This window comes from Corallococcus sp. CA041A, from assembly GCF_003612075.1.
In the GTDB taxonomy this organism is placed as follows: Bacteria; Myxococcota; Myxococcia; order Myxococcales; family Myxococcaceae; genus Corallococcus; species Corallococcus exiguus.
Window position 1 is genome coordinate 1 of the sequence record NZ_RAWF01000098.1, and the last position, 12,207, is coordinate 12,207.

Annotated in this window: 8 protein-coding genes; 7 read left to right on the plus strand and 1 reads right to left on the minus strand. The window is 67.6% G+C overall.

The features are described 5' to 3' along the window. The first annotated feature begins 386 nt into the window (after positions 1 to 386). Positions 387 to 1,664 carry an ATP-dependent Clp protease ATP-binding subunit ClpX gene (gene clpX / locus D7V77_RS18890; RefSeq protein ID WP_120577682.1) on the plus strand — a complete coding sequence of 426 codons (1,278 nt, stop codon included), beginning with the start codon at positions 387 to 389 and terminating at the stop codon, positions 1,662 to 1,664. Positions 1,665 to 1,751: 87 nt separating this feature from the next. On the opposite strand, the gene D7V77_RS18895 is transcribed toward clpX, so the two are convergent. After that, the gene (locus D7V77_RS18895; protein WP_120577683.1) at positions 1,752 to 3,272 is read right to left on the minus strand and encodes an Hsp70 family protein; all 1,521 of its coding nucleotides are present in this window, start codon (positions 3,270 to 3,272) and stop codon (positions 1,752 to 1,754) included. A 341-nt stretch (positions 3,273 to 3,613) separates the two neighbouring features. On the opposite strand from D7V77_RS18895, the gene D7V77_RS18900 reads away from it, so the two are divergent. The 6 genes from D7V77_RS18900 to D7V77_RS18925 all read left to right on the plus strand — a co-directional run bounded on the left by D7V77_RS18900 (position 3,614) and on the right by D7V77_RS18925 (position 12,198). Then, positions 3,614 to 5,869: a PrkA family serine protein kinase gene (locus D7V77_RS18900; protein WP_120577684.1), complete on the plus strand. Its 2,256-nt coding sequence runs from the start codon at positions 3,614 to 3,616 to the stop codon at positions 5,867 to 5,869. Positions 5,870 to 6,018: 149 nt separating this feature from the next. After that, positions 6,019 to 6,909 (plus strand): serine protease, encoded by an 891-nt coding sequence (locus D7V77_RS18905; RefSeq protein ID WP_120577685.1) that lies wholly within the window; start codon positions 6,019 to 6,021, stop codon positions 6,907 to 6,909. Between the two features lie 83 nt (positions 6,910 to 6,992). Continuing rightward, positions 6,993 to 7,451 (plus strand): cytidine/deoxycytidylate deaminase family protein, encoded by a 459-nt coding sequence (locus D7V77_RS18910; protein WP_120563017.1) that lies wholly within the window; start codon positions 6,993 to 6,995, stop codon positions 7,449 to 7,451. Positions 7,452 to 7,706: 255 nt separating this feature from the next. Then, complete coding sequence (locus D7V77_RS18915; RefSeq protein WP_199733806.1) at positions 7,707 to 8,369, plus strand: HAMP domain-containing histidine kinase; 663 nt, start codon at positions 7,707 to 7,709, stop codon at positions 8,367 to 8,369. Between the two features lie 72 nt (positions 8,370 to 8,441). Beyond that, a complete protein-coding gene (locus D7V77_RS18920) occupies positions 8,442 to 9,881 on the plus strand; it encodes a sigma-54 dependent transcriptional regulator (RefSeq protein ID WP_120577687.1) in 1,440 nt (479 codons plus the stop codon). Between the two features lie 337 nt (positions 9,882 to 10,218). Continuing rightward, positions 10,219 to 12,198, plus strand: a complete 1,980-nt coding sequence (locus D7V77_RS18925; protein WP_120577688.1) for an ArsA family ATPase — start codon at positions 10,219 to 10,221, stop codon at positions 12,196 to 12,198. The last annotated feature ends 9 nt before the right edge of the window (positions 12,199 to 12,207 follow it).

A 12,207-nucleotide genomic window follows, 5' to 3' on the forward strand; every position in this document is an offset into this window, starting at 1 on the left:
AGCCGCCCCCGGAGAGCCTCCAGGTACGGAAACTGGCGCAGCTGGCGCGAAAGCTCGCCTCCGAGCTGGCGGGAAGCCGTCGAGTCCCCAACGCTGTCGCCGAGCGGGCGGCCTCCCTGGCGGACGATGTCGAAGAACTCGCGTCGAGCGTGACGGACGCCTGAGTCGCTGTTATCCAAGACCGACCCGTTGACCTGGGCTGAACGCTCGGAAGGATAGGGCGCTTCCACCGGGCTTCCTGCCCGAAGGGGAGGGCCCTATAGTGGGTTCAGGGCCTGTAGGTGGGCTTGAAGCCGTCGAAAGACGTGGGCGGCTTCGCGGGGTGATGGAGTGCGGTGGTCGGTGGAGAAGGTCCCGAACCGGGACCGGCGAACTCGGAGGCGGCAGTGAAGAAGGAGCACCACGTCAACCTGTCCTGCTCGTTCTGCGGAAAGTCGCAGCGCGAGGTCCGGAAGCTCATTGCCGGACCCACGGTCTACATCTGCGACGAGTGCATCAAGCTGTGTAACGACATCATCGCGGACGAGAACGAACGCGAGGAAGGCAAGCCGCAGGTCAGCCTGCCCACGCCGCTGGAGATCAAGGCGTTCCTCGACGACTACGTCATCGGCCAGGACCAGGCGAAGAAGGTCCTCTCGGTCGCGGTGTACAACCACTACAAGCGCATCTATCAGAAGAAGCCGACTGCCCGGCCGCGCCCCGGGGTGAAGGCCCCTGGCGGCGAGGACGTGGAGCTGCAGAAGAGCAACATCCTGCTCATCGGCCCCACGGGCTCTGGCAAGACGCTGCTCGCGCAGTCCCTGGCGCGCTTCCTCAACGTCCCCTTCACCATCGCGGATGCCACCAGCCTCACCGAGGCCGGCTACGTGGGTGAGGACGTCGAGAACATCATCCAGAACCTCCTCCACAACGCCGACTATGACGTGGAGAAGGCCGCGCGCGGCATCGTCTACATCGACGAGATCGACAAGATTGCCCGCAAGGGCGACATGCCCAGCGCCACTCGCGACGTGGGCGGCGAGGGCGTGCAGCAGGCCCTGCTGAAGATCATCGAAGGCACCCGCGCCAACGTCACCCCGCGCGGCGGCAAGAAGTACAACCAGCAGGAGTACGTCCAGGTCGACACGACCAACATCCTCTTCATCTGCGGCGGTGCCTTCCACGGCATCGACGGCGTCATCAAGCGCCGCGTGGGTGAGAAGGGCCTGGGCTTCGGCGCGAAGATCACCCACAAGGAAGAGCGCAGCGTGGGTGAGCTGCTGGCGATGACCGAGCCGGAAGACCTGATGAAGTTCGGAATGATTCCGGAGTTCATCGGCCGTCTGCCGATGATCGCGACGCTCAACGACCTGAAGGAGGATGACCTCGTCACCATCCTCACGATCCCGAAGAACGCCCTGGTGAAGCAGTACCAGAAGATGTTCGAGATCGAGAAGGTGAAGCTCACCTTCACCAAGGAAGCGCTGCGCGCCATCGCTCGCGAGGCGATGCGCCGTCACTCCGGAGCGCGCGGCCTGCGCGCCATCATGGAGGACGCCATGCTGGAGATCATGTACGACGTGCCGTTCCGCGAGGGCGTCAAGGAGTGCAAGATCACCGAGCAGGTGATCACCAAGCACGAGCCTCCGCAGATCGTCATGGAGAAGGAAAAGAAGACCGCCTGAGGTTTCCCCCAGACGGTCGGTGATTCCATCCGGCGCCCCTCGCCTCCAGCAGGCAGGGGCGCCGTGGTGTTTCTGGCGCCAGGTGCTTCAGTTCTGCGTGACGCGCACCGTGGTCTTCATCTCGCGGCCGGTGGCGGGGTCCTTCGCGCGCATGGTGAGGATGCCCTCCACGCTCACGTCGAAGATGATCTCCACGTTCACCGTGCCGGCCTTGGCGGGCATGATCCCGGAGAAGGTGAACTCGCCCAGCAGGTCGTTGCGCGCCACCGTGTCGTGGTCGCCCTGGTAGATGCGCATGGCGAGCTCGGTCTGGTTGTCGATGCTCGTCGTGGCCAGCAGCTGCTTCGCGTTGGGGATAGACGCGTTGCGCGGGAAGACGACGTGGAAGCCGCCGTCGCCGCGCTCCAGGCCAATGGCCATGGGAATCACGTCCAGCAGCTGGATGCGCAGGTTGGTGTTGTCCTCGAGCGAGTGCGCGTAGAGCGCCGCGCCAATGGCCACCGCCTCGTCCGGGTGCACGCCCTTGCTGGGCGGCTTGCCGAAGAACTTGGTGAGCCGGTCCTGCACGACGGGCATGCGCGTCTGGCCGCCCACCAGCATCACTTCGTCGATGTCCTTGGTGGACAGACCCGAGTCCACCAGCACGCGCGCCACCATTTGCAGGGTGCGGTCCACCAGCTGGTTCGTCAGCTGCTCCAGCATCTTGCGCGTGAACTTCATCTCGATGTTCAGCGGCTGGCCCTGCGCCGTCATCGTGATGAAGGGGATGTTGAAGGGCACTTCCTCGCGCGCGGACAAATCAATCTTCGTGCGCTCGGCCAGGTCCTTGATGCGCTGCATGGCCACCGGGTCCGTGGCCAGGTCGATGCCCGTCTTGGCCGCGAAGTCCTTGAGGACGTGGTGGATGATGGCGTTGTCGAAGTCGATGCCGCCCAGGAACACGTCGCCGCCGGTGGCCTTCACCTCGAAGACGCGGTCGCGGATTTCGATGATGGAGACGTCGAAGGTGCCGCCGCCCAGGTCGTAGATGACGACCTTCTCCTTCAACGTCTTGCCCACGCCGTAGGCGAGCGCCGCCGCGGTGGGCTCGTTGATGATGCGCACCACCTCCAGGTCGATCAGCTTGCCGGCGTCCTTCACGGACTGGCGCTGCCGGTCGTTGAAGTACGCGGGCACCGTCACCACCGCGCGCTTGATGGGCGTCTTCAGGTAGTTGGCGGCGACGTCGCGGATCTTCCCCAGGATCTTGGCGCTGATCTCCTGGAGGGTGAATTCCTTCTTGCCGACGTCCAGGGTGACGTCGTTCTTGGCGCCGGCGCGCATGTTGTACGCGACGGCCTTCTTCATCGTGCCGACGACGTCGCTGCTGAAGTTGACCCCCACCAGGCGCTTGGAGCCGTAGACGGTGTTGCGCGGGTTGAGCTGCCACTGGCGCTTCGCCTCGAAGCCGATGAGCTCGTTGCCCTTGTCGTCGATGGCGAAGATGGAGGGGATGGTGTACTCGCCGCCCTTGTAGGGGATGAGCTTGACGTTCCCGCTGTCCTCGACGATCGCCGCGCACGAGTTCGTCGTGCCGAGGTCGATGCCGATGATGGGCTCCTTGTGCATCGCGTGTGGGCTCCGGGTGAGGCGTTGCGGCGGATGGGGTGTGGCTTGCCGGGACCGTATCTCACCCGTCCCGGGTCCGCGAATCGCGAACCATCCGTCATCCGACGGACGTCCTCAAACTTCCAGCGCGCCTGGACCTTCCACCCCTGGCCGCCCGCCTGGCCGGGTGGGACACGGCCGGCATCCAAGCGCGCGACCCCGAACACACCGCCCGCGAGGGCAGGGCGGGTCGCTTTACATCCCTAGGGCCGGGAACGAAGGTCAGCCCCAGGGGTTCACATGCGACGGCGAAGCGCCGTGGCTACATCCGAGAGACCACCCATCCACAGAGGGGAGCCGCCGTGGAAGCGAAGGGCTATCTGCAGGAGGTGGGCGCACAGGTCAGCGCCGACTTCGTCAAGAACCGGTCCATCCTGTCCTTCGAGGAGTACCTGTCGCTCTTCTTCACGGACCCGAAGGGCCAGTCGCGCAACGCGGCGCAGTACCTGCGGGACGTGATGGACCACTACGGCACGGAAATGGTGCCGCACCCCACCGGCACCATCCGGCGCTTCAAGGTCTTCGACGTCCCGTCCGCTGAACATGACGGCCGCGTCGCCGGGCAGGAGGAGGTGCAGAACGCCCTCTACCGCATCCTGGGCAACTTCGTGCGCGCCGGTCGCATCAACAAGCTCATCATGCTGCACGGCCCCAACGGCAGCGCGAAGTCCAGCCTGGTCAACGCGCTGAAGCAGGGCATGGAGGACTACTCCCGTCAGCCTCAAGGGGCCCTCTACCGCATCGCGTGGGTCTTCCCGTCAGAGAAGCTGATCAAGGGCTCCATCGGCTTCGGCGAGCGCGCGGGCGCGAAGACCGCCGAGGGTGAGCTCACCACGTACGCCCACCTGGACGCGGAGGCCCTGGACCTGCGCATGCCCTGTGAGCTGCGCGACCACCCGCTGTTCGCGGTGCCCCCCACGGAGCGCAAGGCGCTGCTGGAGGGTGCGCTCAAGAAGAAGGGGCTGGGCAACGGTGACGGGTCGACGGGGGATTTCATCCTGTCCGACTACGTGCGCGACGGCGAGCTGTGCGCCAAGTGCCGCCGCATCTACACCGCGCTGCTCAACTCCTACGGTGGCGATTACCTCAAGGTCCTGCGCCACGTGCAGGTGGAGCGCTTCTACGTGTCACGCCGCTACCAGGTGGGCACGGTGACGGTGGAGCCGCAGATGAGCGTGGACGCCGCCGCGCAGCAGATCTCCGCGGACCGCACCCAGCTCAACATGCCGGCCGCGCTGCACAGCACGGTGCTCTTCGAGCCGCACGGTCCGCTGGTGCACGCCAACCGCGGCCTCATCGAGTACGCGGACCTGCTCAAGCGCCCGCTGGAGGCCTTCAAGTACCTGCTGGGCTTCAGTGAGACGGGCGAGGTGCCGCTGGAGCCCTTCGTGCTCCAGCTGGACGAGGTGCTCATCGCGTCCTCCAACGAGAAGCACCTGAACGCGTTCAAGGAGCTGCCGGACTTCGCGTCGTTCAAGGGCCGCATCGAGCTGGTGCGCGTGCCGTACCTGCGCCGCTACAAGGTCGAGCAGGAGATCTACGACGCGCAGATCACCGCGACGTCCGTGGGCAAGCACGTGGCGCCGCACGCCACGGAGGTGGCCGCGATGTGGGCGGTGCTCACGCGCCTGAAGAAGCCCATCCCGGACCGCTACCCAGCCAACGTGAAGCCGCTGGTGGAGCAGGTGGCCCCGGTGGAGAAGCTTCACCTGTACCAGGAGGCGGGAGTGCCCGCGCGGCTGTCCTCCGCGAACACCAAGGAGCTGCTCAAGCTGCGCGAGGAGATGTACGAGGAGTCCGACGCGTACCCCAACTACGAGGGGCGCTCCGGCGCGAGCGCGCGCGAAATCAAGACGGCCCTCTTCAACGCCGCGCAGAACCCCGACTTCAAGTGCCTCCACGCGCTGGCGGTGCTGGAGGAGTTGCACGCGCTCTGCAAGGACAAGAGCGTCTACGAGTTCCTCCTCCAGGAGGTGATGGACGGCTACCACGACCACGAAACCTTCGTGCGCGTGGTGGAGGGCACGTACCTGGACCGCGTGGACTCGGAGGTGCGCGACTCCATGGGCCTGGTGTCGGAAGGCCAGTACCGCGAGCTGGTGGAGCGCTACATCCAGAGCGTCAGCCACTGGGTGCGCGGGGAGAAGATGCGCAACCGCGTGACGGGCGAATCGGAGAAGCCGGACGAGGCGCGCATGGCGGAGGTGGAGGCCATCGTGATGCCGCAGGGCGAGGCCCCCGCGGACTTCCGCCGCGGGCTGATTGCAAGCATTGGCGCGCACCGGCTGGACAACCCGGACGGCGCCATGGACTACCCGCGCATCTTCCCGGACATGTTCAAGCGCCTGCGCGACCACTACTTCGAGGAGCGCAAGCGCGTGCTGCGCAAGAACAAGGAGAACGTCCTCAAGTACCTCTCCGAGGACCGCAACCAGCTCTCCTCGCGCGAGCAGACGCAGGTGCAGGACACGCTCAAGACGATGGCGGAGCGCTACGGCTACTGCGAGTTCTGCGCGAAGGACGCCATCTTGTTCCTGATGCGTCAGCGCTACACCTGACGGGTGGCGGAGGGCAGGCATCCAGGAAGCCGATGCCTGCTCGTCTGCTTCCCAATCCGGGCCAGGGCTCGGGATGATGCGGCTTCGCACCGAGTTGCGCGTGTGTCGTCGTCTTTTCGTCCCTCCTCATCCTTGCGCCTGGAGTGTTGATGAACCGGTTGCTGTTGGGCACCCCCCTCCTGTGGGCCCTCGTGTCGTGCGCCAGTGCCCCGTCGCAATCCTCCGAGGACACTCCGGTCGCGACGCACACGCAGGCTCCGCTCCGGGTGGAGCGGGCGCTGTCCCGGCCCGAGCCCACGCCGCAACCGACGCGCAAGGCGATGGTGCGGCGCATCCTCCCGCTCAACGTGCGGCTGGTGACGACGGAGGACGGCAAGGTGCGCCGCTCGGCGTCGGGCGTCGTCATTGGCACGGAGGCCGGTGAGGCCGGGCCCGTCAGCTATGTCCTCACCAACGCGCACGCGGTGGAGCAGGGCGACCTGAAGGACCCCGTGCTCAAGGTCGTGTTGGACCGGCGCGCGGAGACGCACGAGTACCTGGCGGAGGTGGTGGCCACGGGCCAGGTGCCGGACGTGGACCTGGCGCTGCTGCGCGTGACGGGCGTGACGTGGCCCGTGGCGGAGCTGGCCGCGGACGACGAACTGGAGCCGGGCGAGGACGTGGTGGTGGCGGCGTCCCCGTACGGCCGCGCGCTGTCCATCTCCGGCGGCATGGTGTCCCAGGTGGAGTGGGACAAGGAGACGAAGCACCCGCGCATGCTGAAGACGGACGCGCCCATCGGCTATGGGGCCTCCGGCGGTGGCATCTTCAGCATCGAGACGGGGCGGCTGTTGGCCATCGTGGAGGGCTACCGCACCGCGAAGGTGGACTTCGAGGTCGCCTCCCAGAACTTCAGCTTCGACGTGCCCATGCCCGGCGAGACGTTCGCCGCGCCCAGCGCCAAGGTGCGCGGCTTCCTCCAGGCGAAGGGCTTCGGCCGGCTCTTGGAGCGCTCCGCGGACGCGGAGGGTGCGGGGCCTCAGAAGACGGCGAGTCGCTGATCCAACAGCCCCGGACCGAGAAATTGGTGCGGGCCTGATCCAGCGTTAGAGCTGCGGGCTCTTTCGCTGGAGGGTTCACGCGCATGTCCGCTCGGGGCAATTGGGATCAGTACTTCATGGACATCGCCCAGCAGGTGGCCACGCGCGCCACCTGCGACCGCAAGCACGTGGGCGCGGTGCTGGTGAGGGACAAGACCATCCTGTCCACCGGCTACAACGGCGCCATCCGCGGCCTGCCCCACTGCGATGAAGTCGGCCACATGATGGAGAACGGCCACTGCGTGGCCACCGTCCACGCGGAGGCCAACGCCATCATCCAGGCCGCCAAGAACGGCGTCGGAATCGACGGGGCGACCATCTACACGACCGCCAGCCCGTGCTGGCCGTGCTTCAAGCTGATCGCCAACAGCGGCTGCACCCGCATCGTCTTTGGCGAGTTCTACCGGGACCCGCGCATCTTCGAGTACGCCGCCCGGCTGGGCCTCCAGCTCGTGGGCGTGGGCGCCGCTGCCCAGCCGCCTTCGCCCGCCACCGGCACCTGAGGGCGGACGCGCTGTCCGGGGGTGGACAACCCCTGGACACGCTGATCGCCCGGGATGGGGTTCCCGTTCGTTGAATGACACTTGCGAGAGGTCGTAAGTGGCTGTTCCGACACGGGAATTTTAGAACTCCGGCAAGAATTACCGACCCAGGGTTGACGATCCCTGGGGTGCTCCCTAAATCCTGGCTCGGTAGGGCGGCGGCGGGGGTGGGGCGACGGAAATTCCTAGGAGTTCCAGGTGGTTAACTCATTTCTCATGGCTATCAGTGTGCCTTCTGTCCAGGAAGTGTCGGACCCGGTGGTGGGCGCGGCCCGCTACGACGCGGTTCCGCCCTTGATGGACAGCTTGCTGCACGACGTGCGCAACCCGCTCAACGCGCTCGCCATCCATCTCGAGGTGCTCTCCGAGAAGCTCAAGGGCGAGTCCGGCCAGGTGCCGGCCACCCAGGAGAAGAACCTCAAGGCGATGCGCGAGCAGATCGCCCGCGTGGACGGCCTGCTCAAGCTCTTCTCGGACTTCATCGTGTTTCGCGGAGCGGGCCCCTCCGGGGACGCGCCGCTGTCGGACGCCACCGGCAAGGCCCTGGACGTGCTGGGCCATGAGAGCCGCCGGCGCCGCCTCCAGGTCCAGCGCGACATCGAGCCGGACGTGCAGGCCCACCTGGAGGACACCACCGAGCTGGGCTTCTTCCTGGTGCAGGTGCTGATGCGCGCCTTCCATCGCGCGGAGTCCGGCTCCACGGTGGTCGTCTCGGTCCGCGCGGAAGGGCCGAACGCGGTGCTGGCGGTCGCGGACGGCTCCTCGGCGCCCGAGCGAGCGTCGGACACCGTGGCCGCGCTGACGCTCCGCGCGGCCCAGCTGGGCATCGAGTTCTTCGTGGAGGCGGGAACGTGCCGCCTCGTGTTCCCGCGCACCTGAGGTTCTCCCCTTCGGGCGCGGTCGGTCTTCCATCCGGTTTCATCACGCTTCATCGCAGTGGAGGTTTTCACCTTGGGCAGCGCACGAATCCTGGCCGTGGATGACGAACGTGAGACCTGCGAGGCCCTGGCGGAGATGCTGTCCGCCTGGGGTCACAAGGTCGAGACCGCGTTCGACGGGCATGACGCCCTCCGCAAGGCCGGTGAGTTCCGGCCCGACGTCGTCCTGTCGGACCTCGCCATGCCGGAGACGGATGGCCTGTGGCTCTTGCGCAACCTGCGCGAGGAGCTGCCGGACTGCCCGGTCGTGTTCCTCACCGGCCGCGGCACCATCGACACCGCCGTGGAGTCCATCCGCGAGGGCGCCTACGACTTCATCGTGAAGCCGCTGGACACCGCGCGGCTCAAGGTCTGCATCGACCGCGCGCTGGAGAAGAAGGAGACCCTGCGCGAGGTGCAGACGCTCCGGCGCCGCCTCAAGCAGCTGGGCTCCACGGACCTCATCGCCAGCTCCACCGGGATGCGCAAGGTCATCGAGATGATGGAGAAGGTGGCCCCCTCCAAGGCCAGCGTCTCCATCAGCGGCGAGTCCGGCACGGGCAAGGAAGTGGTCGCCCGCACGGTGCACAACCTGTCCCTGCGCCGCGACAAGCCCTTCATCGCCATCAACTGCGCGTCCATCCCCGCGACGCTGATTGAGTCCGAGCTCTTCGGCCACGAGCGCGGCGCCTTCACCGGCGCGGATCAGCGCCGCCCGGGCGTGTTCGAGATGGCCCACGGCGGCACGCTCTTCCTGGACGAGTTGGGTGAGATCCCCATCGACCTGCAGGCCAAGCTGCTGCGCGTGCTGGAAGAGGGCCGCCTGCGCCGCCTGGGTGGCAAGGTGGAGATCGAAGTGGACGTGCGCGTGCTGTCCGCCACGAACCGCGACCTGAAGCAGGAGATCAAGAACCAGCGCTTCCGCGAGGACCTCTACTTCCGCCTCAACGTGTTCCAGCTGCACCTGCCGCCCCTGCGCGAGCGCCGGGACGACGTGCCCATCCTGGTCCAGCACTTCGTGGACAAGTTCCGTGGGGACTCGGCCAAGCGCGTCTCCGGCGTGCACCCGGAAGCGATGGAGGTGCTCAAGAACTACGACTGGCCGGGCAACATCCGCGAGCTGCGCAACGCCGTGGAGCGCGCCGTCATCCTCTGCGACGGGGAGCTGATCACCCGCGAGCACCTGCCGCCCGACATGGCCGGCAAGAGCCCGGAGCGCCACACGTTCAAGCTGCCGTTCGGCCTGAGCCTGGACGCCGTGGAGCGCGAGTACATCCTGGGCAGCCTCCAGCGGAACGGGAACAACAAGGCCCGCACGGCGGAGGTGCTGGGGGTGAGCGAGAAGACGCTCTACAACAAGCTCAACCGCTACGCGGCGGAGAACCGTGCCCAGGGCACCCCGGGTGGCGGCAGCCCCCTGGGTGGACAGGGCAACGACGGCCCCATGAGCGCCAGCAGCTTCCTGACCCGCTGATCCGTGCCCCGTCCCCCGGCTCGGCGACCTGCGGCCGCCCACCGCTGACCTGATGGGTAGGCAAGAAGGCCCGGATTCCGGGCCCTTGGCAGGGCTCCTGGAGAGCGCGCACGGGGCCTCCCCAAGCCGGCTTAAGCGGGCGGGGGAGGTCTCGAAAACCCCTGTCAATTCTTGACTTTTCCCCCCTGGACGGGGGATCATCCGGGCCTCTCCCACCCGTTGGTGAGGGCCCGGCCGGGACGTTTCATTTCGGGCCACGTCCGCCCCCCATGGTGCGGTCGTCCGACGTGAGTCATCTGGGGTGCCGCCGGGGGGGCACAAGGAAGGCCACAACGCAATGAGCGACGCGAGAGTACTTCACTTCTTCGGCGGCAAGGGCGGGGTCGGCAAGACCACGCTTGCGGCAGCGTACGCGGTGAGGCTCTCCGAAGAAGTGCCCAAGCACCGGGTGCTGGTCGTCTCGTTGGATCCGGTCCAGTCCCTGTCGGACCTCGTGAAGAAGAAGCTGCCGGCGAAGCCCACCAAGCTCCAGGCGGGCAAGGGCGAAGGCGGCCTCTTCGGCGCGGAGCTGAACCCGCCCGCGCTGCTCAAGCCGTTCCTGGCGGAGTACCTGCCGGCGCTGGCGAAGGCGGCGGTGAAGGGCACGCACCTGTCGGACGAGGAGATGGGCAAGCTCTACCAGCAGGCGGTGCCTGGGCTGGAGGAGCTGGTGGCCCTCTTCCACGTGGTGGAGCTGCTGGAGTCAGGCGACTACGACCGCATCGTGGTGGACACGGCGCCCACCAGCCACACGCTGCGCCTGTTCGACATGCCGGCGCAGCTGCGCAAGTTCCTGGGCTTCGTGAAGGCGGGCCAGGACCGCGCCGCCCCGGCCCCCAGCGGCAAGGGCAAGAAGGCGGCCGCCGCCGCGGCGGAGGCGACCCCCGCCGGCTTCCTGGATCAGGTGGGCCAGAAGGCGGAGAAGCTGCTGGCGCTGCTGAAGGACCCCGCGCGCACGGCCTTCCACCTGGTGGCCCTGGCGGAGCCGGTGCCGGAAGCGCAGACGCGCATGTACTTCACCCAGCTGCGCGAGCGCGGTCTGCCGGTGACGGAGGTGGTGGTCAATCAGGTGGAGGACCACGAGGGCTGTCCGGCGTGTCAGGGCCGCCGGGGTCTGCAGGCCCCCCACGTGCGCAAGTACCAGGCGCTGGACAAGACCGTACCCGTGAACCTGCTGGGCCGCCGCGAGGTGGCGCCCCGGGGGCTGGACGGGCTGAAGGAATTCGCCAAGGAGTGGGCGGCGGGCAAGGAGACCAAGGCGCTGGAGTTCAGCGCGGCGGAAGGGCCTCCGGCGCTGGTGCGCGCCCCGTCCATGCCTCCCATCGCGGCGCCTCCGCTGCCGCCCACGCGGCTCATCTTCTTCGTGGGGCAGGGTGGGGTGGGCAAGTCCTCCTGCGCGGCCGCCGCGGCGGTGACGCTGACGGAGAAGGAGGGGCCGGTGCTCCTCATCTCCACGGATCCCGCGCACTCGCTGTCGGACGTGCTGCAGAGCCGCCTGACGGACACCGAGACGCAGGTGAAGGGCACCAAGGGCCTGTACGCGCGCGAGCTGGACATGGCGGGTTGGTTCAATGCCCTGCGCAAGCGGCTGAAGGAGAAGGCGGAGAAGGCCTTCGAGGGCGCGCCCAAGGCGGGCAACGACGTGCCGGCGGACCTGCTCTACCTGCGCAACCTGCTGGAGTGCGCGCCCCCGGGCATCGACGAGCTGGCGGCCATGTCCGTGCTGACGGACGCGCTGGTGCAGGAGCGGTTCAAGCGCATCGTGGTGGACTCGTCGCCGCAGGTGACGAACGTGCGCGTGGTGGAGCTGGCGGATACGGCGAAGACGTGGCTGGGCGCGCTGCACGGCATCCTCAACAAGCACCGCGCCAAGGGCCTGGGCGAGCTGGCGGATGACCTGGCGGCGATGCTCAAGCACGTGAAGCGCTTCGAGGACGCGCTGGCGTCCCCCAGCGAGTCGCGCTTCGTGGTCGTCACGCGCGGCGAGGACCTGGCGTCGACCCGCACGGAGCGGCTGGTGGAGTACCTCAAGGAGCGCAAGCTCCAGGTGGAGCGGGTGCTCGTCAACCGCGTGGGCCCCAAGTCCACCTGCGAGAAGTGCGAGAACCGCCGCAAGCTGGAGCTGAACGCTGCCAAGGCCATGGAGAAGAAGATTGGCCTGCCCGTGACGATGGCGCCCGCGCTGGGCCGTCACCCCGCGGGGCTGCGCGAGCTGAAGGCGTTCCGCACTGCCTGGTACGCGCTGTCCGCGCCGCCGGCGAAGATCAAGGCGGCCTGAGCATTGGCC

What these genes read in the sequence shown, in the direction of transcription:
- D7V77_RS18910 (WP_120563017.1), top strand. Translation starts at nt 6,993, where the DNA reads ATGTCCGCTCGGGGCAATTGGGATCAGTACTTCATGGACATCGCCCAG.
- D7V77_RS18895 (WP_120577683.1), bottom strand. Translation starts at nt 3,272, where the DNA reads ATGCACAAGGAGCCCATCATCGGCATCGACCTCGGCACGACGAACTCG.
- D7V77_RS18915 (WP_199733806.1), top strand. Translation starts at nt 7,707, where the DNA reads ATGGCTATCAGTGTGCCTTCTGTCCAGGAAGTGTCGGACCCGGTGGTG.
- D7V77_RS18925 (WP_120577688.1), top strand. Translation starts at nt 10,219, where the DNA reads ATGAGCGACGCGAGAGTACTTCACTTCTTCGGCGGCAAGGGCGGGGTC.
- D7V77_RS18905 (WP_120577685.1), top strand. Translation starts at nt 6,019, where the DNA reads ATGAACCGGTTGCTGTTGGGCACCCCCCTCCTGTGGGCCCTCGTGTCG.